The 17,913-nt window shown below is 40.6% G+C and carries 18 protein-coding genes; 8 read left to right on the top strand and 10 right to left on the bottom strand.

All coding sequences use genetic code 11. The features are described 5' to 3' along the window. Positions 1 to 179: 179 nt before the first annotated feature. Positions 180 to 581 carry a thioesterase family protein gene (locus H5079_RS10980; protein ID WP_182684103.1) on the bottom strand — a complete coding sequence of 134 codons (402 nt, stop codon included), beginning with the start codon at positions 579 to 581 and terminating at the stop codon, positions 180 to 182. A 102-nt stretch (positions 582 to 683) separates the two neighbouring features. Between H5079_RS10980 and H5079_RS10975 the strand changes: the two genes are divergently transcribed. After that, entirely contained in the window at positions 684 to 2,783 is a 2,100-nt protein-coding gene (locus tag H5079_RS10975; RefSeq protein ID WP_182684107.1) for a TonB-dependent receptor, read from the top strand. Positions 2,784 to 2,924: 141 nt separating this feature from the next. Here H5079_RS10975 and epmA read toward each other — a convergent pair whose 3' ends face one another. Together epmA and efp are read right to left on the bottom strand one after the other, a co-directional pair. Continuing rightward, entirely contained in the window at positions 2,925 to 3,899 is a 975-nt protein-coding gene (epmA, locus tag H5079_RS10970; RefSeq protein ID WP_011327185.1) for an elongation factor P--(R)-beta-lysine ligase, read from the bottom strand. Positions 3,900 to 3,958: 59 nt separating this feature from the next. After that, positions 3,959 to 4,525 (bottom strand): elongation factor P, encoded by a 567-nt coding sequence (gene efp / locus H5079_RS10965; RefSeq protein WP_011327184.1) that lies wholly within the window; start codon positions 4,523 to 4,525, stop codon positions 3,959 to 3,961. Positions 4,526 to 4,566: 41 nt separating this feature from the next. Between efp and epmB the strand changes: the two genes are divergently transcribed. Further along, on the top strand, positions 4,567 to 5,580 hold the full coding sequence (epmB, locus tag H5079_RS10960) for an EF-P beta-lysylation protein EpmB (RefSeq protein ID WP_041454337.1): 1,014 nt from the start codon (positions 4,567 to 4,569) through the stop codon (positions 5,578 to 5,580). Between the two features lie 8 nt (positions 5,581 to 5,588). Here epmB and H5079_RS10955 read toward each other — a convergent pair whose 3' ends face one another. Further along, positions 5,589 to 5,798 carry a hypothetical protein gene (locus H5079_RS10955; protein WP_089367752.1) on the bottom strand — a complete coding sequence of 70 codons (210 nt, stop codon included), beginning with the start codon at positions 5,796 to 5,798 and terminating at the stop codon, positions 5,589 to 5,591. 168 nt (positions 5,799 to 5,966) lie between these two features. Between H5079_RS10955 and H5079_RS10950 the strand changes: the two genes are divergently transcribed. Continuing rightward, positions 5,967 to 6,257: a hypothetical protein gene (locus H5079_RS10950; protein ID WP_011327181.1), complete on the top strand. Its 291-nt coding sequence runs from the start codon at positions 5,967 to 5,969 to the stop codon at positions 6,255 to 6,257. Between the two features lie 79 nt (positions 6,258 to 6,336). Here H5079_RS10950 and H5079_RS10945 read toward each other — a convergent pair whose 3' ends face one another. Next, the gene (locus H5079_RS10945) at positions 6,337 to 6,828 is read right to left on the bottom strand and encodes a DUF3016 domain-containing protein (protein WP_182684102.1); all 492 of its coding nucleotides are present in this window, start codon (positions 6,826 to 6,828) and stop codon (positions 6,337 to 6,339) included. Between the two features lie 274 nt (positions 6,829 to 7,102). Between H5079_RS10945 and galE the strand changes: the two genes are divergently transcribed. After that, positions 7,103 to 8,116, top strand: a complete 1,014-nt coding sequence (galE, locus tag H5079_RS10940; protein WP_182684101.1) for a UDP-glucose 4-epimerase GalE — start codon at positions 7,103 to 7,105, stop codon at positions 8,114 to 8,116. A 195-nt stretch (positions 8,117 to 8,311) separates the two neighbouring features. Here the strand turns inward: galE and zapE are convergent, their stop codons facing one another. After that, positions 8,312 to 9,421, bottom strand: a complete 1,110-nt coding sequence (zapE, locus tag H5079_RS10935) for a cell division protein ZapE (protein ID WP_182684100.1) — start codon at positions 9,419 to 9,421, stop codon at positions 8,312 to 8,314. A gap of 59 nt (positions 9,422 to 9,480) precedes the next feature. Here zapE and rsuA point away from each other — a divergent pair, with 59 nt between their 5' ends. Further along, the gene (gene rsuA / locus H5079_RS10930) at positions 9,481 to 10,179 is read left to right on the top strand and encodes a 16S rRNA pseudouridine(516) synthase RsuA (RefSeq protein ID WP_182684099.1); all 699 of its coding nucleotides are present in this window, start codon (positions 9,481 to 9,483) and stop codon (positions 10,177 to 10,179) included. Between the two features lie 127 nt (positions 10,180 to 10,306). Beyond that, a complete protein-coding gene (gene wecB, locus H5079_RS10925; protein WP_182684098.1) occupies positions 10,307 to 11,422 on the top strand; it encodes a non-hydrolyzing UDP-N-acetylglucosamine 2-epimerase in 1,116 nt (371 codons plus the stop codon). A gap of 167 nt (positions 11,423 to 11,589) precedes the next feature. Here the strand turns inward: wecB and H5079_RS10920 are convergent, their stop codons facing one another. Both H5079_RS10920 and H5079_RS10915 read right to left on the bottom strand, forming a co-directional pair. Further along, positions 11,590 to 12,363 (bottom strand): YggN family protein, encoded by a 774-nt coding sequence (locus H5079_RS10920; protein ID WP_089367746.1) that lies wholly within the window; start codon positions 12,361 to 12,363, stop codon positions 11,590 to 11,592. A gap of 210 nt (positions 12,364 to 12,573) precedes the next feature. Then, positions 12,574 to 15,003, bottom strand: coding sequence for a zinc-dependent metalloprotease (locus H5079_RS10915; protein ID WP_182684097.1), 2,430 nt, complete (start codon positions 15,001 to 15,003; stop codon positions 12,574 to 12,576). A gap of 154 nt (positions 15,004 to 15,157) precedes the next feature. On the opposite strand from H5079_RS10915, the gene H5079_RS10910 reads away from it, so the two are divergent. Beyond that, positions 15,158 to 16,126: a class 1 fructose-bisphosphatase gene (locus H5079_RS10910; RefSeq protein ID WP_011327173.1), complete on the top strand. Its 969-nt coding sequence runs from the start codon at positions 15,158 to 15,160 to the stop codon at positions 16,124 to 16,126. 210 nt (positions 16,127 to 16,336) lie between these two features. Here H5079_RS10910 and H5079_RS10905 read toward each other — a convergent pair whose 3' ends face one another. Then, positions 16,337 to 16,660: a hypothetical protein gene (locus H5079_RS10905; protein WP_182684096.1), complete on the bottom strand. Its 324-nt coding sequence runs from the start codon at positions 16,658 to 16,660 to the stop codon at positions 16,337 to 16,339. A 42-nt stretch (positions 16,661 to 16,702) separates the two neighbouring features. Between H5079_RS10905 and H5079_RS10900 the strand changes: the two genes are divergently transcribed. Continuing rightward, complete coding sequence (locus H5079_RS10900) at positions 16,703 to 17,053, top strand: DUF5522 domain-containing protein (RefSeq protein ID WP_182684095.1); 351 nt, start codon at positions 16,703 to 16,705, stop codon at positions 17,051 to 17,053. A 1-nt stretch (position 17,054) separates the two neighbouring features. Here the strand turns inward: H5079_RS10900 and H5079_RS10895 are convergent, their stop codons facing one another. Continuing rightward, a complete protein-coding gene (locus H5079_RS10895; RefSeq protein WP_182684094.1) occupies positions 17,055 to 17,885 on the bottom strand; it encodes a sulfurtransferase in 831 nt (276 codons plus the stop codon). Between the last annotated feature and the right edge of the window lie 28 nt (positions 17,886 to 17,913).

The following is a 17,913-nucleotide window of genomic DNA, read 5'->3' as shown; positions in this document are numbered from 1 at the left end:
TAATGCTGCTATTAATATCCATAATGAGGGATTAAGGCTAATAGCTTAAATAATTTGTGGCGGTAGGTAGTACCGACACATTAAATGCTTGTAAGAGGTTTTAGAAGTCTAAAGTGATCTAGTATCACAATGCTTAAACCGTTGACGACAAGAATCCCCTTGATTTATCTGGGGGTACTTCAATCAGAATCCGTTTTAAATAAATTATCTATTTGCGCTGGTAAAAATGGCCGACCTTTTTCATTTAAAGCTGTGCCGATTACCAATGCATTAAGCATTATTCTTTCATCGTGTTTACGGATCAGAGTTTGTTTAAAAGCAAATTTAAGTCGGCTAATACGTTGTGGCTCTACAGCTACATAAAATTCATCACCCGGTAATAATGACTGTTTATAATCCATTTCGCTGCGCATCACGACCAGGTTAATTTTATCTTTGGCAAGCTGAGCAAAATCAACCCCATGTGCATGCAAAAATTCATGGCGCGCATGCTCTAAGTAATTAAAATACACACTATTATTTACAATGCCTTGTAGGTCGCATTCGTAGTCTCGCACTTTAAAGTCTACTGTAAAGGTCATATTCGTAATCCAAATTATTTAACGTATAATTGCCGCGTTTATAGCACATGTACTGAAATAATTGCTACCATGCAAGTCCCTAAAATGGAGTTAAGTAACCTAATGAACTTACGTTTGTCTTTAATTACCGCCGCATTATTACCACTGTTTGGTGCATCAGTTACCGCCAACGCTGACGATACAGATCTAGAACGCATTGTTGTTACTGGTGATTTTCAACGAGAAAGCATTCAAACCTTAAGTGCTAGCGCCAGCTTATTTAGCGAAGATGAAGTTAATTTACGAGGTGCAACCTACCTAGATGAAATGCTTGGGAGTACTGCCAATATTAATTTTGCTTCTGGAGCTTCTCGTGGTCGTTATATTCAAATTCGTGGCGTAGGACTACGTTCACAGTTTGTTGACCCCATAAACCCTTCGGTTGGTTTAGTTATTGATGGCATTAACTACTCAGGCCTTGGTGGCAGTGCATTATTATTTGATATTGACCAAGTAGAAATTTACCGTGGCCCACAAGGTACACGCTTTGGTGCCGACGGTATGGCAGGTATGATCCAAATGCAATCGGCGCAAGCAACAAGCGATCCTAGTTTAAAACTACAAGTAGGTGCAGGCACTTACAACAGCCGCGAAGCAGGTCTTGCTGCAAGTACAGGTTTAACCGACGATACCAGCGCTCGTGTTAGCTACTTTCGTAGAAAATCAGACGGCTATGTAGATAACCTATACCTAAATAAGCCAACTCAAGGGCAAGACGAGCAAGTAGCACGCTTTAAATTAAACAGCCAAATAACTGCCAATTTAAGCACAGAATTAAATCTACACTATATAGATATTAACAACGGTTACGACACATTCGCACTTGATAACGGCCGTAACAGCGTTGCCGATGAACCCGGTGAAGATAACCAATTAAGTTACGCTATTGGTCTAAATAACACTTATACGGGCTTTGATTTATTTGACGTAAACTTAAGTTTATCGGCGATCGACAGTGAATTATTTTATAGCTTTGATGAAGATTGGGTATGTAACGATCCGAGTAAACCGCAGCTTTGCGCCGCCGGTTTGCATCCTGATGGTTACAGCTCAACTGATGTTTACAGCCGCGATCGCGATGATCAAGGGGTCGATTTACAATTTAAAAGCAAAACCGGCAACTGGGTTGCAGGTCTTTACTATCAAAACCGCGACGTAGATTTAGAACGCCAATATACCTGGTTAGCTAGCCCATTTAACTCAACGTATGAAACCAATAACGTGGCAGTATATGGCCAATTAGCGACTCCTATTGGGCCTAAAACCACCTTAATTACTGGCTTACGTGTTGAGCAATACCAAGGTGATTACACCGATAATAACGGTTTTATTGAAGATACCGACGACATTATGGTCGGCGGAAAAATAGCGCTTGAGTACCAAGTAATTGATCGCACCATGATCTACACCAGCATTACCCGTGGTTATAAAGCAGGCGGCATTAACTCTGAAGCGCTCGCTAAAGCCAAAGATGAAGGCTTAAACCTTGATACTGAATTTTTTAAACAACACACCAGTTTTGATCCAGAATACTTATGGAGCGGTGAGTTTGGTGTTAAAGGATCATCCCTTGATGACAAATTTGTTCTGCGTTTAGCTGCATTTTATATGCACCGCGACAACATTCAATTAAAGTCGTGGCAAGTACAAGATCAGAAGTTTACCGGTTATGTAGATAACGCGAGCTCTGGCAGTAACTATGGTCTTGAACTTGAAGGTAGCTACCAGCTAACCGACGATTTACTTATTAGCGGTAGTGCTGGTTATTTAAATACTAAAATAAATAAATTTGTAACTAAAGCGGGTTTAAACCAAGACGGTCGCGACCAAGCACAGTCACCTAAATATCAATACGCACTGAGTGCCCGTTACAACCTTACCAACGAGCTTTATGCCATGGTAGGCGTTGAAGGCAAAGACGATTATTACTTCTCAGATAGCCATAATGCACAAGCACCAAACAGTAATTTAGTGAATGTAAGCTTAGGTTATGAAGCCGATAGCTGGGCTGTACGCGCTTGGGCACGTAACGTGTTTGACGAAACAGTACCTACTCGCGGTTTTGAGTTTGGCAACAACCCACTTGATGGTTACGCTGATCATACCTACACCCAACTTGGTGAACCACGTGTAGCTGGCGTTACCTTTACACTTAATTTATAAAGTAAAGCTGACAGCTTTTAGTACTCTGTTAAAAAAACCGCGTTTATTAAAATAAACGCGGTTTTTTATGTGGTAGTCGTAGAGCCTGATCATGCGAGAGGTTAGTTACTAACTGACAGCCCCCCTGCATGTTAAGTTGCTTTAAGCCCTTGTCACATCAAACGCAATAACTTCTTTTATATTACTCTTTTGCGTGGCTAACATTACTAGCCTGTCTATGCCCAGCGCTACCCCTGCACAAGGCGCTAATCCATGTTCAAGCGCAGCAATTAAATGCTTATCCATTGGTACTTGCTTTAAGCCATTTTGTTTACGATATTCATTATCGTCATTAAAACGCTTAGCTTGCTCTGTCGCATTAGTTAGCTCGTTAAAGCCATTAGCTAATTCCATATTTTTATAATACAGCTCAAACCGCCCTGCTACGCGACTGTCATGATCGCAAATTTGTGCCAGTGCTGCTTGCGATGCCGGAAAGTGATACACAAAACACGGCTTATGTTGGCCAATTGTTGGCTCTACTTTCATACAAAATAAAAGCTGCAGTAAAGTATCTCTATGCGTTTCATTTTTAGCTATATCAGCAAACCCTTGCTCACAGGCAAGTTGTTGTAATTGCTCTAAACTAGCAGTGAGTGGATCAAGCCCAAGTACTTGTTCAAATGCGTGTTGGTAAGTTAACCGTTCACTCGGCGCAACATCTAAAATAAGCTGCATTAGCTCATCTATTTCAGCCATTAATGCAAATTCGTCAAACCCCGGTCTATACCATTCCAGCATAGTAAATTCTGGATTATGATGGCTGCCAGCTTCTTCGTTTCTAAATGCTTTACACAACTGAAATATAGGCCCTGAGCCCGCCGCTAACAAGCGCTTCATTGCAAACTCTGGAGAGGTTTGTAAATATAGCTCAAGGCCGCTGGCGTGCCCTGGGCCTACAAATCGAGTGTTAAAACTCACTAAGTGTATATCGGTTACACTGGCTCCGCTTAAACTGGGGGTTTCTACTTCCATTACATTGCGAGCATAAAAGAACTCGCGAATACTGCGTAAAATAACAGCTCGCTGCTTAAGTGTTGCAATACTTGCACTGGGAGCCCAAAGATTTACTGACATATTTTCTCCAAAAAAAATCCCAGCTTTTAAGCTAGGATTTTATAAAGCGACGCTTAAAATTACTTAACGCGGCTTACGTATTCACCGTTACGAGTGTCTACTTTAATAACTTCGCCTATTTGTACAAATAGTGGAACACGTACTACAGCACCTGTACTTAATGTTGCAGGTTTACCGCCAGTTCCGGCTGTATCACCTTTAAGGCCCGGATCAGTTTCAGTGATCTCAAGCTCAACAAAGTTAGGTGGTGTTACTACAATAGGATTACCGTTCCATAATGTAATTGTACACACGTCATTTTCAACTAACCATTTACCCGCATCGCCTAACGCTTTTTCGTCAGCAGCAATTTGCTCAAATGTTTCGTTATTCATGAAATGCCAAAATTCGCCGTCTGTGTATAAATACGCTAAATCAGTATCCATTACATCAGCACCTTCAACAGATTCACCCGATTTAAAGGTTTTTTCAAGTACTTTACCTGAAATAAGTTTACGGATACGAACACGGTTAAACGCTTGGCCTTTACCAGGTTTTACCATTTCATTTTCTATGATACTACTAGGCTCGCCATCCATCATAATTTTTAGGCCGCCCTTGAACTCGTTGGTGCTATAATTCGCCATCGTTTCCTCTATTTATATTTTTTCGAGTAATCTACGTGCCAATGATACAAAGAAATGAAGCAAATTTGCATAAAAACTGGCAAAAAGAATTAGCAAATGTAGTTACCTGCCCAAAAGTGTTGCTAGAAATGGTCGGTTTATCGAGCCAAGTCCATGATAACGACATAAAAGCTCGTAGCTTGTTCCCAGTTCGTGTGCCAATACCATTTATAAAAAAAATGCGTAAAGGCGATGCAAACGATCCATTATTATTACAAGTTATGCCGCGCCATCAAGAATTCTTAACTAAAAGTGGTTTTAATAAAGATCCCCTGCTTGAGCAAAGTAACCAGCAGCCAGGGCTATTACACAAGTATAAATCGCGTGTTTTAGTAATGTTTAAAACCGGTTGTGCAGTAAATTGCCGCTATTGTTTTAGACGCCATTTTCCGTATCAAGAAAACCAACTTAATAAGCGTAGCCTGCTAGATGCGCTTAGCTATATAAAATCCGACAATAATATAAATGAAGTGATTTTAAGTGGTGGCGATCCGCTTATGGCCAAAGACGATGCCATTAGTTGGTTTTTAGATGAGCTTGAGCAACTACCACAAATTAAACGCATGCGAATTCATACCCGTCTGCCGGTGGTTATTCCGGCGCGCATCACCGATGAGTTATGCGAAAGACTTGCAAGGTCGCCATTAAAAATTGTGTTTGTTAATCATATAAACCATGCCAACGAAATAGACGACGACTTTAAAGCCGCAATGCAAAAGCTTAAACAAGTAGGTGTAGTGCTATTTAATCAAGCGGTTATTTTAAAAGACGTGAACGATACAACTGCAGCACAAGTGAATTTAAGTGAAGCGTTATTTGATGCCGATGTATTGCCCTATTATCTACATTTGCTAGATAAGGTAGAAGGGGCAAGCCACTTTGACATTAGTGAGGAGCAAGCAATAAAAATAATGGCAGAGCTGTTAGAAGCCCTACCTGGTTTTTTAGTGCCTAAATTGGTCAGAGAGATTGGCGGTGAAAAAAGTAAAACACCTATCGATCTTAAGTTAATTTAAAGCAGTATTTAAACGTAAATGTTTACGTTATTACCCAGTGTTGCAGTCGCCGACTTAGTCGGTGTTTGCGCGCTGGATGACTGCGCAGCCCCCTCAATCAGTGCTAATGCAGCTGCGCCATCAGCTAGTTGCTGTTTTTTAGACAATGCAGCGCTCAACACTTCGCCGCCTTGGCTTGAACTTGGCATTACCGGTAAATTTCCGCCTGATATATTCATAAAATTAACCCACCTTTAATCAGTGTTTGTTGTACAATTATTTAAAAGGAGTTAAACAAGGCACAGTGCTAAAAACCTGACTTTTAAATATAATCCAAGTAACATATACAGTATACGCATGCTACATAATAAATTATCGGCAACTCAATACAAAGCTTTAGGAAAACCATGGATTCTATTATTGAACAACTCAACGCTAACTTAAAAATTGTTTACCGACAGGCGCTTGATGCTGACAAAAAACTCGACGAGTTACAACAGCAAGGTCACGGCAAATTTAAAGCACTCTTTACAGCCGACTCAGGTTTTACCTTTGAAGCTAAACGCTTTAAGCCATATGTGCTTGATGTAGCAGCCGACGTAGAGAGCTTATCTAGTGACGGTTTTAATGAAGAAAAACTTAAAACCACCGTTATTAAATTACAGCAACTACTTACTTTGTTAGCTACGTTTAAGTAACGTAAACTTTAGTTAAAAAGTTTATGATTCTATAAGCATTAAAAGCGCCGCTATTTAGCGGCGTTTTTGTAAAGCTTAGTTAATCAACTTTCGGTAATATTTCCTCACCAAACCACTCTGTAAGTAAGCGTTTTTCGTAATTGAAAGGTCCATCTCGGCCCATTTTAATTTTATCCATAAAGCCCATATCTTTAAGCTTTACATCACTTGCTGCACTTATTACCTCACCTTTTTCATTAGTAAGTGAATAATTAAGTTTGAGTTGCGGAAAGTAAATAGGCTTAACCACCCTGATTTCATTTATACCGCCATAGCGTACATCGCCAGCTAAATCGACATCAGTAATCTCTAGGCTAAGTTTGTAGTCTTTTGGCAATTGCTCTGCAAGTTTAGCAACATGCTCTTCAATACTGCTCGCTATATGCTTATGGTACGAAGCTTTACCTTGATTGGATTCGCGTACATCACGATAGTCTTTAAAATCATGCCATTTAATAGCCGACTCACCCGCATGGGCAAGTGCTGGTAGTGCAAAGCACATTAACATTGCGATTTTGTTTACTGGATTCATATCACTCTCCAAAAAGGTGCGCCGAATATTACATTATTGCAATTAGGGCATGCTCAGTATTAACACCTAAATAACTGAGTTCATTTTAACAGCTGTTTATTAACTATAACTTAATCTTATGACATAAGTGTTATTTAAAGCGTTCAAAATGTAATCAAATATGTAAATCTAGCTTTTTTAAAATAACAGCGTATTTAAAGCAGATAATGCATGTAAAATATCGCAATTTATGGTGCAATCAACACTATTGATAAAAGGTATCCACGGAGCATTCATGACTATTTTAGTAACCGGTGGCGCAGGCTATATTGGCTCGCACACTGTTTTAGAACTTTTACAACAAAACAGTAATGTTGTTGTTATTGATAATTTAAGCAACTCATCATCAGAGTCACTTACGCGCGTTAAAAAAATTACCGGTAAAGAAGTAACTTTTTACCAAGGTGATATTCTCGATAAAGCATTTTTAGACTCAGTATTTGCTAAGCATACTATTGATAGCGTAATTCACTTTGCTGGCTTAAAAGCGGTGGGTGAGTCGGTTGTAAAACCAATTGAGTACTATCAAAATAACGTACAAGGTACATTAACACTAGTTGATGCGATGCGCGATGCGGGTGTATTTAAGTTAGTATTTAGCTCATCAGCAACCGTTTATGGCGACCCAGCAAGCTTACCTATTAAAGAAGACTTTCCTGTTGGTGGCACCACCAACCCTTATGGCACATCAAAGTTAATGGTTGAAATGATGTTGCAAGATATCGCAAAATCAGACGAGCGCTTTGCCTTTGCTATTTTGCGTTACTTTAATCCAGTAGGCGCGCATGAATCGGGGTTAATTGGCGAAGATCCGAACGGGATCCCTAATAATTTATTACCGTATATTTCACAAGTTGCTGTGGGTAAGCTCAAGCAACTAGCCGTATTTGGCGATGATTACGACACAGTAGATGGCACCGGCGTGCGCGACTACATTCACGTAGTCGACTTAGCTTTAGGACATTTAAAAGCGCTGAATAAAATTGCCACAAACACCGGTGCATTGGTTTATAACCTAGGTACAGGCAACGGTTATTCAGTACTGCAAATGGTGAACGCCTTTATTAAGGCCAGTGGACAAACAGTTCCATATCAAGTGTCACCACGTCGTCCTGGCGATATAGCCGCTTGTTACGCAGCTCCCGAAAAAGCCCTAAACGAACTAGGCTGGCAAGCGATGCGCGGCATCGATACTATGATGCAAGACACCTGGCGCTGGCAGTCAAATAACCCAAATGGGTATAAGTAGAAAACCATATACCTATAATCAATATGTCCCTATTTTTATAGGGGCATGTTAATTATGGTTGGAGTAAGTCATTTATTTAATTCAATAAAGATATACGTGTTCAAATTTAAGCTCAGAGTTTAAGGTTTAGAGTTTAAGGTTTAGAGTTTAACCTAGAACCTAGCCCTGATTTACTTCCTAGTACGATTATTATTTTTACCAATTTTGCATTTCGACTATACGCGATTGCGTTCGTGCATATTCAAAGCTTAGTTTTTTACCTTGATACAAGGTGTCTATATCAGCCTGTGCATTTATAACCAGTAACTTATGGCAGTCATAAAACTCATCGACCAAAGCAATAAAACGTCGTGCTTCATCATCAAAAAAGTGCTCGTCTAGAGTTTGTTTTTCACGCTGGTAGCTGTCCTCTATACCGTGCACTATTACTTTACCGGTTGCGCCAACGCCCATTTTTGGCACATTTGCCACGTATAACACAGAAAATTGCTGAGCTAAAAACATGTAATCGTTAGCGCTACGCGGGCCAGAGCACAACGCCATAAAATCAATCATTAAGGCATTTGCTGTTTTTAATAAATAAGGCAGCGCTCTACCGTGTACCGTGATATTGCCACTGTGCGATGCTTGCGGGTACTGCGTTAAAAATTTAGCTTTAAAGTCATCACTGGGTAAATTAATAAAGTAATGACTACTATTTTTACCATAACGAAAACGATGATCCTCCTCTCCCGCTACATTTACTATCTCGCAATAATTATTAATTAAATCTATAGTAGGTAAAAACCGTGCTCGCTGTAGGCCATTATAGTAAAGCTGCTCTGGTTTTGCGTTTGAAGTGGCCACCAACACTACACCTTGTTTAAATAACGCATCAAACAGCCGAGCCATAATCATAGCGTCGCCAATATCGCTAACAAAAAACTCATCAAAACATAGCACCCGAATATTTTTGGCCCAATTTTTAGCTATAATTATTAACGGATCTTTTTGCCCTTGTAACTGCCCTAACTGCTGGTGCACCTGCGCTATAAAGTGATGAAAATGCAGCCGCTGCTTTTTACTTATAGCAACATTGTTATAAAATAAATCCATTAACATGGATTTACCACGCCCTACCGGTCCATACAAATACACACCTTTTATGAGTGGCGACTTTTGCCACCAGCTATAGTGTATTTGTAATTGTTCACTAAGCGAATTAAGTGCCTGTACGGCATTATTTTGCGCAGCATCGAAGCTAAGCTCGCCCGATGCAACCTTAGCTTGGTAAAGGCTTATTATTTGTGTGTCCTGCACTGTCATGGTATTTCACTATCCGTTATAATCGCGTCCATTGTAGCCGACTCAAAATGTGAACCCCAATGAAATTCCCTTGCCGCCTAGATAAATTTATTAGCCATTTAGCAGAGCTGCCACGCTCAAAAGCCAGAGCCAGCATTAAACGCCAAGCCGCACTAGTCAATGGTGAAGTGGTCACTGCTTTCGATTTTCAAATTAAGCAGCAAGACGAAGTAGTTTTTCAAGGTGAACAACTCGTATTTTTAGGTAAACGCTACTTCATGTTAAACAAACCCGTTGGTTATGTAAGTGCCAATAGTGATGAACTACACAAAACGGTATTCGATTTAATTGACGAGCCAAATATGAGCGACTTTCACGTAGCAGGCCGCCTCGATATTGACACCACTGGCTTAGTTATCTTAACCAACGATGGCGACTGGTCGCATAAAATAACGTCTCCTAAAAACAATAAATTTAAAACCTACTTAGTAGAAACCCAAGAGCCCATTACTGACGAATCGTTAGAGGCACTGCGCGAAGGGGTACAATTACATAACGAAAAAGCTCTAACCCGTCCGGCAAAAGCAGAGCGCCTCGCTAATTACGGCTTACGTTTATCTATTTGTGAAGGTAAATACCACCAAGTTAAGCGCATGTTAGCCGCTGTAGACAACAAAGTGGTTGAATTGCACCGCGAACAAATTGGCAATATTAAACTAGACGAAAACCTAGCAGCGGGTGAATATCGCTTGTTAACAGCTGAAGAGGTTAAACTCTAAGGAACTTTTTAGGCTTCAATCAAGTATTAGTAACGAAAGATAAGGCAGCCTAAAAACACAGCACTTTTAACACAGATAACGAGCATAATAGAGCTTCGAGACTCTAATTTATTAAAAGGATATAACAGTGAAAGTATTAACCGTATTTGGCACCCGCCCAGAAGCGATAAAAATGGCGCCGCTAGTACATGCATTAACTAACGATAGTCGCTTTGAAGCTAAAGTTTGTGTAACGGCGCAGCATCGTGAAATGCTAGACCAAGTACTTGAGCTGTTTAAAATAACCCCTGACTACGATTTGAACCTGATGAAAGCGGGCCAAACACTACCAGAAGTAACCAGTCGTATTCTGCTAGAGTTTACGCCCGTACTTAAAGAGTTTAAGCCAGATGTAGTGCTTGTTCATGGCGATACCGCGACTACTTTTGCAGCAAGTCTGGCGGCTTATTATGAGCAAATCGCAGTAGGTCATGTCGAAGCAGGCTTGCGTACAGGTAATATTTACTCACCCTGGCCAGAAGAAGGTAATCGTAAATTAACCGGCTCACTTACAAAGTACCATTTAGCACCCACCGAAAATTCAAAAGCTAACTTATTAAAAGAAAACTACGCGGCTGAAAACATATCTGTAACGGGTAACACAGTAATTGATGCGTTATTAATGGTTAAACAACAAATTGAAAATGATGCAGAATTAAGCAATACACTCGCATCGCAATTCCCAATGCTTGATGAAAATAAAAAGCTTATATTGGTTACAGGCCATCGCCGTGAAAGTTTTGGTGGCGGGTTTGAGCGAATTTGCGAAGCATTAGCGCAAACCGCAAAAACTCATCCAAATACGCAAATACTTTATCCCGTGCATTTAAACCCGAATGTACAAGAGCCAGTAAAGCGCATTTTAAAGGATGTTGATAACGTACATTTAATTGAGCCACAACAATACCTGCCATTTGTATACTTGATGAATCGTGCTCATATTATTTTAACTGACTCAGGTGGCATTCAAGAAGAAGCACCAAGTTTAGGTAAGCCTGTATTAGTTATGCGTGATACCACAGAGCGCCCAGAGGCAGTTGAAGCAGGTACAGTGAAATTAGTTGGTACCGATGTAGCTAAGATCACCGCAGCATTAAATGAGTTGTTAACTGATGATGCTGCATATAAAACAATGAGTCGCGCTCACAACCCTTATGGTGACGGCAATGCATGCCAACGTATATGTGATATTTTAGCGCGTTAAAAGTTGAAGACGCTAGGCACTAGGTTCTAAGCAATTTATCGATAACTTGGCGAGAAAACCCAGTGATTTTTAGTCGCTGGGTAGTTCACAACTACGAGGCCTAATTGTAAATGCGTGCTTGGCTAATTACTTACTGACACCTGAAACCTAATGCCAGCTTTTAATTTTTAAGATTTTATTTGCACTAAATCAAAGCTCACCATACCTGGTACTATGGCTTGTAGGCGAGATTCGGTCACATCAAGGGCGTTTAAACATTCGCAGTATTCTGCAGCTTTTAGTTCGAGTTGGCGGGCTTTTTCTTGGAGTGATTTATCTATTTCTGATGAAATGATATCCATGCGTTGGCTCATGTCGTTCATTCGATCTTCAATATTACCTTCGCGCGATTTAAATGCATCGCCTAACGACATTAAAATAGCCCCGAGGGAGCCATGCACTGCCGAGTGAATTTTTTTGCTAATATCTTTAGTGAAAAAGTCGTCTATTTTGGAAAGTGATTGCGGCGCAATAAAGAAAAAATCATCGCCGCGTTTAAACTTATCCATTAGCGCACGTTCAACGTACTGCAATTGCGTTTTAAGCACTTCTGATTCTTTATCTGTCATGCCTTCAACAACATGCTCAATTGCACTGAGCCCTAAATTAACACCATCGGTGGCTAAGTTAACGAGTTCAGGAACAGTTTGACGAATACCGCTGCTAAACTGCTCAAGGACTTTACTTTCGTCATCACTTAAGTCAATCCAATAGCCACGGATAAACAATTGGTTATTATTATTAATTTGTACGCGGGTTTGGCCTTTATCAACAATGCGAATAATATCATCAGTAATGATTAAACCGTGACGAAGCTCTACATCACACTGCTTTTGCGCAAATACGTTATTGCTTAAAAGTGCTACAGACAACGCCAATATCGAACGAGATAAAAACGCCATAAACACCTCAAAATAGCCACAACAGAAGGCGGGTAGATTAACAAAAAAACAACTTTATGCAAGCAAAAGTAACACAATAACAAAGACAGCCCTGCGTATTTAACCTATGCAATGAGTAATACAAAAAAACACCGCGTTTAAATTAAGCGCGGTGTTTTTTAATTTCTTAGTTAAAAGCCGTCTGCTGCTTTATTGCTAAAAGCGATCCTTTTAAATTGGCGAACCTGGCGGGATTGGTAATGCTTTAAAGTTATCTGGCCAGCTACCTGTGGTTAAAAACAGGTTAACTTGTTCAGCTAAATATTGTTTAAACGCGCTTTCACCTATGCTGGTGTTGCTTAGCAATGAATTTTGTTCAAAGTCGTCTTTTAGCTTAGTTAAATAGTAATGCAGTTGTGCTTGCACTTCTGGGCTTACGTTATCGCTGGCCACTAGTTCAGCCATTGTTTTAGCACTTAAAAATTGCACTCGCTGAGTGATCTTTGCCACCATGTTATTGGACGGCAACGCCACAAAAACCTGCTTATAAAACTGTAAAAGTAGCTCATCTAAACTGTAAAAATCATCACTGCGCGCTTGTTGTTGCGCAAGGCGATTTAAACGCTGTGCATTTAGTAATAACGATAAGCTATGCTGCACCGCAACTTCAGGTAGCGCCATAGCATCAAGGGTTAAACCAGTGCGCCCCACTATACTTTCGCGCGTTCTAGACTCACCATACGCTTTAGGTGGAATAAGTGCGAGTATTGACTCTGGCAACACTAAATTACTGCCCTCAAGAGTGGTTAAAATAGCTTTAACCGCTTGTTGTTGCGCTTGCTTAGCAACCACTTGCGCGCCTTTTACAGGTTTATCACCGCGTACTTCGTACTCGTAATTTACCCCAGCAATTAATTTAGCCACCGCCTCTACTTGGTAACGGTGAAATAAATACAAAGGCACCAGTTTTTCTTCTAATTGCGATAACGCCTCTCCCGTTTTTATATTATGAATACCAAATTGTGCGAGTGCTTGCTTACGCACTTCTAGTACTCTTAATAGCTCTTCGCTTGGTGCTGCGCCGTTATCCCACAAATGAGCCGTAGGATGCGCACCACCGGCAGCGCGTGCGTCGCTATCAGATATAAACTCGAGCCCTTTAGTGTTGTTTTCTTTTAAAATAGCCGCCAATGCTGCTGCTTCGTTTTGATTAGTAAAGTCGCTGTAGCCGTATTTAATAACTTGTGTATCCCACACGCCCATACCCGTAGCATAACCGTGTGACACATCAAGCTTGCCTTGTTCATCAAAGCTAAGCAGCGGATGCGGATAATCCATTACCGAGGCTCTATCGCCCACTGAAGCGGCAAAGTTATGAGAAATACCTAAAGTATGCCCAATTTCGTGAGCACTTAACTGCCTAATACGATCAAGCGCCATGGCTTGTAGAGTTTTTGCTATTTCATTGCCGTTTAAGTAAGGCGCAGCCAGCGCTTCTGCAATTAAAATATCTTGGCGTACGCGCAGTGAACCAAGCGTTACATGCCCTTTTATTATTTCGCCGGTGCGCGGATCAATTACCGAACTGCCATACGACCAACCACGAGTAGCACGATGCACCCACTGCACTACGTTGTAGCGAATATCCATAGGATCAGCGTTTGTTGGTAGTACTTTTATTATAAATGCATTTTTATAACCCGCTGCACTAAACGCTTCATCCCACCACTGTGCACCTTCAAGCAATGCACTTTTTACCGGCTCCGGCACCCCAGGATCAAGGTAATAAACAATCGGCTCAATGGGCTCGCTAATAGGTAAACTCGGATCTTTTTTAGTTAACCGATGGCGTGGTATATATCGCACATACATAGACTCGCCAAGTGCTGCAGCATAGTTTTTATGCTCAATACTCCAAAAACCCGATTGTGGATGGAAGTTGCGCGGGGTGTAGTTATCGTCTGGTAATTTAATTAGTGAATGGTGCATATGCACAGTTAACGAATAAGCGTCAGGGCTTATTTCACGCACAAACTTACCCGGTTGAGTACCGGCAAAGGTCAGCACAGCTTCAAGCTCTGTATTATTAATAAATGCTTTAGAGCGACTCATATAAACTGCACTACGCGATTCGTCTAGATTAAAGTTACCTTGTTTAGTCGCTGCCAGGGTTCGATTTACACCGTGTACATCACTAAGTAAATACGGAGTGTAATCGATTAATAGCGCCCGCTTATTTTGCGCAACCACTTTAAAGCCCGCTAATATACTTGATGCAAACGCTTCATTAATACTTTGCTGCTCGGCTTTATTACTGGTATTTGCGCGATAGTAAGTATTTACAGCACGTAGCATTACTTTGTCGCCAAAGCGCTCAAATTGCACTAAGTGTGTATTACCAAGCTGCCCTCTATCGAGCCCTATATCGTTAGAGCCCAAGCCATTTGGCAAGCTTTGCTGTAGCAAAAATTGCTGCTCTAGTTTATCTACTTTTAAATAAACCTTGCCGTTTTCTGTATCGTAAAAAAATGAAAAATATCCCGGAAAATGATTCATCTTTCCAGTAAATTCATCAATAGACTTAATTGCTGCGTGCGCTTGAGTTATCATAGTGAGCAACACAGTAAAGAGAATGTAACCTAGTAGTTTTATTTTTTGCATAATCTTATCTTTGTTATTGGCGTTTTAAGTACGATTAGGTAACCCCATTATAGGGGGGAATTTAAACAATACAGTTATTTAAGACGAATTTCAGCGCTCCAAACTAATCCCTCTCACATTATGATTAGTTTAATCACGTTATCAGGAAAATAGAATGCGTAGACTTCCTCCAGTATTACTTGAAGATGGTTGCCCAAGAGAGTTAATCTCTTTGATCAGAACTATTTTAGCCGCATGTAAAGAAATTTCATTTCGTGTTGGCCAAGGCGAATTATCGGGTGTATTAGGCTCAACACTTGACGAGAATATTCAAGGCGAAACTCAAAAGAAGCTTGATGTTTTAACCAACCAACTGCTTAAAGATATATTATTGGAATCGGGCTACGTAAAAGCCATCGCCTCTGAAGAAGAAGACTACACAGTTGCTGGTAATCCTGATGCAGAATATATTGTAGCGTTTGACCCACTTGATGGCTCATCAAACACCGACATAAACTCGTTAGTAGGTACTATTTTTTCAGTAATGAAAGCGCCTGAAGGCGCAGATCCTGCTGACCAAAGTATTTTTATGCAACCGGGTATTAATCAAGTAGCGGCAGGTTATGTATTATATGGTCCATCGACTATATTGGCGCTAACGACAGGTAAAGGCACCCGCTTTTTCACCCTAGATAAAACTCACGGCACCTTTTTATTAACTCAAGATTTTGCAAAAATACCAGCAGATACCAACGAATATGCTATTAATGCGTCAAACCAACGCCATTGGCAACCTGCTATGCAAAACTACATTAACGACCTTGTAGCTGGCGACACTGGCCCACGCGCTCGAAACTTTAATATGCGCTGGATTGCTGCAATGGTAGGCGATGTACACCGCGTATTAAGCCGTGGCGGGTTATTTACCTACCCAACCGATACCAAAAACCCAAGCCAGCCAAATAAGCTTCGTCTGCTTTACGAAGCAAACCCTATGGCCATGCTAGTAGAGCAAGCTGGCGGGATTGCGTCAACTGGCACCGAGCGTATTATGGACATACAGCCTAATGCCATTCACCAGCGCGTAGCTGTAATTTTAGGCTCAAAAAACGAAGTAGAAACCTGCTTGGGATATCATAAGTAATAAATAGAAATACAAGGTTTTAGGTATCAGATTTTAGGCGAGAATTAAGCCAGCGCGGTGTTTAAATTAACCGTAGATACAAGGCGAGGCTTTATGCCGCGCTTGTTAAATTTATAAAATGCGCGAGGTAAACTCCCGCATACGGTTCGGTATTTTATCAACACCTGAGATCTCGTACCTTTAATACTTGACTAAAAATTAGCCACGCTTTTACTCTTGTAAAAGCGTGGCTAATTTGGCGAGCTTTTCATAATTAAGCTCGCCCATTTGCTCACTGTTACTAAGTGCATAAATAACGCCCTCACATTCAGCGCAATCAATATCATCTCGCGCCTCAATCACATTTGCCCACAGTTCCAAGTCATCAAGTACTATTTCATTATGTAAACAACGCTCAAACACATTTAGCATGATTGACGTACTTAGGGTAAATAATGGCTGTTTTGCTGCTGCCGCAGATACAATGACAGCAATAGCCTCGTCTTTTTCTGAGCCGAAGGTAATAAACTGCGCTAATGCTTTTTGTATATCCATAATATTGTTATTCTGCGCTCACCGTGATTTAAAAGTAAAATAATGACCCAAATTAACTGCACCCAATGTAATGCTGCTCTTACATGTAATGTGACTGACATATCAGCATGTTGGTGCAACAAGTTACCCGCTATTTTACCACTCGATGATACAGCAACTAGCTGCTTATGCCGATCATGTACTCTTGCTAAAATTAATCGCTATTTAGAAACTATATATACTCAGCCAATTAAAACCCAAATAGCTTTCGCCAAACAATTTAGAAGCAATGATAATTTAATTGAAGGGTTAGATTACACCATGCAGAACAATTACATGGTGTTTAGTAAGTGGTATTTTTTAAAACGTGGTACTTGCTGCAAAAATGGTTGTAAAAATTGCCCTTATAGTTAAATTAGCCACCCACAGCAATAGGCAGTGAGTTATCAGCGCCCCATTCACTCCACGAGCCATCGTACACACTTAAATTACTATAGCCGCATTCATCGGCAAACAGCGCAAGCGCACAGGCAGTAACGCCAGAGCCACAGCTAAATTGTAAGTGTGTTGCATTACCGACTAATTCACTAAACTTTGCCTGTATAAAGTCGAGTGATTTTGCTTCACCATTTTCTAATAGACTAGTTAAAGGTAGCGAATAACTGTTAATAATATGACCGCTGCGCATACCCGCTCTTGGCTCACTACTTTTGCCAGTAAATCGCTCATAAGCACGCGCATCTAAAATGACAGTATTGGCATCCTTAGTAGCACTTAGCACCTGTTTTTTATCAATAAAGTAATCAGGCCGGTATTGAGCAATAAAATCGCCTTTTAATGATGCTTGTGTATAGTTTGATTCAACCGGAAGCCCGAGTTCAAGCCACTTAGCTAAACCGCCACTGAGCACTTTTACATTATCAAAGCCCATAGATTTTAGCATCCACCATGCCCTAGCTGCGCTAAACAAACCCTCATCCTCATAAATAACAATGTACGAATCGTGGTTAACGCCTGTCTTTTGCATTACTTGAGTAAATTGCGTTTCGCTACACAAAGTATTAGGTAACGGGTTAGAACGATCTGCTAGTTCATTTTTAATATCAAAGCGCTGCGCGTTGGGCAGCACAGCTTTAGCAACGTAGTTACCAGTTAAACCCGGGCGCAGCATACCCGCGTCAAATAATATTAATGCAGGATCATTTAATTGCGTATAAAGCTGCTCATTGGTAATTATATTTTTCATTTATCTATCTCAAGGTTTGGCTGATTTT

The sequence above is a fragment of the Pseudoalteromonas sp. SG44-5 genome (assembly GCF_014164175.1).
In the GTDB taxonomy this organism is placed as follows: Bacteria; Pseudomonadota; Gammaproteobacteria; order Enterobacterales; family Alteromonadaceae; genus Pseudoalteromonas; species Pseudoalteromonas nigrifaciens.
Note: the sequence above shows the minus strand (reverse complement) of the source record. Positions and strands in the feature narration are given on the sequence as shown.

Excerpts from the sequence above, each read along its gene's own strand:
- H5079_RS10980 (WP_182684103.1), bottom strand. The coding sequence starts at position 581 with ATGACCTTTACAGTAGACTTTAAAGTGCGAGACTACGAATGCGACCTA.
- H5079_RS10950 (WP_011327181.1), top strand. The coding sequence starts at position 5,967 with ATGGATTCTATTATTGAACAACTCAACGCTAACTTAAAAATTGTTTAC.
- H5079_RS10905 (WP_182684096.1), bottom strand. The coding sequence starts at position 16,660 with ATGGATATACAAAAAGCATTAGCGCAGTTTATTACCTTCGGCTCAGAA.
- H5079_RS10910 (WP_011327173.1), top strand. The coding sequence starts at position 15,158 with ATGCGTAGACTTCCTCCAGTATTACTTGAAGATGGTTGCCCAAGAGAG.
- zapE (WP_182684100.1), bottom strand. The coding sequence starts at position 9,421 with ATGACAGTGCAGGACACACAAATAATAAGCCTTTACCAAGCTAAGGTT.
- epmB (WP_041454337.1), top strand. The coding sequence starts at position 4,567 with ATGATACAAAGAAATGAAGCAAATTTGCATAAAAACTGGCAAAAAGAA.
- H5079_RS10900 (WP_182684095.1), top strand. The coding sequence starts at position 16,703 with ATGACCCAAATTAACTGCACCCAATGTAATGCTGCTCTTACATGTAAT.
- H5079_RS10945 (WP_182684102.1), bottom strand. The coding sequence starts at position 6,828 with ATGAATCCAGTAAACAAAATCGCAATGTTAATGTGCTTTGCACTACCA.
- galE (WP_182684101.1), top strand. The coding sequence starts at position 7,103 with ATGACTATTTTAGTAACCGGTGGCGCAGGCTATATTGGCTCGCACACT.
- H5079_RS10915 (WP_182684097.1), bottom strand. The coding sequence starts at position 15,003 with ATGCAAAAAATAAAACTACTAGGTTACATTCTCTTTACTGTGTTGCTC.
- H5079_RS10920 (WP_089367746.1), bottom strand. The coding sequence starts at position 12,363 with ATGGCGTTTTTATCTCGTTCGATATTGGCGTTGTCTGTAGCACTTTTA.
- efp (WP_011327184.1), bottom strand. The coding sequence starts at position 4,525 with ATGGCGAATTATAGCACCAACGAGTTCAAGGGCGGCCTAAAAATTATG.
- H5079_RS10975 (WP_182684107.1), top strand. The coding sequence starts at position 684 with ATGAACTTACGTTTGTCTTTAATTACCGCCGCATTATTACCACTGTTT.
- H5079_RS10895 (WP_182684094.1), bottom strand. The coding sequence starts at position 17,885 with ATGAAAAATATAATTACCAATGAGCAGCTTTATACGCAATTAAATGAT.
- epmA (WP_011327185.1), bottom strand. The coding sequence starts at position 3,899 with ATGTCAGTAAATCTTTGGGCTCCCAGTGCAAGTATTGCAACACTTAAG.
- rsuA (WP_182684099.1), top strand. The coding sequence starts at position 9,481 with ATGAAATTCCCTTGCCGCCTAGATAAATTTATTAGCCATTTAGCAGAG.
- H5079_RS10955 (WP_089367752.1), bottom strand. The coding sequence starts at position 5,798 with ATGAATATATCAGGCGGAAATTTACCGGTAATGCCAAGTTCAAGCCAA.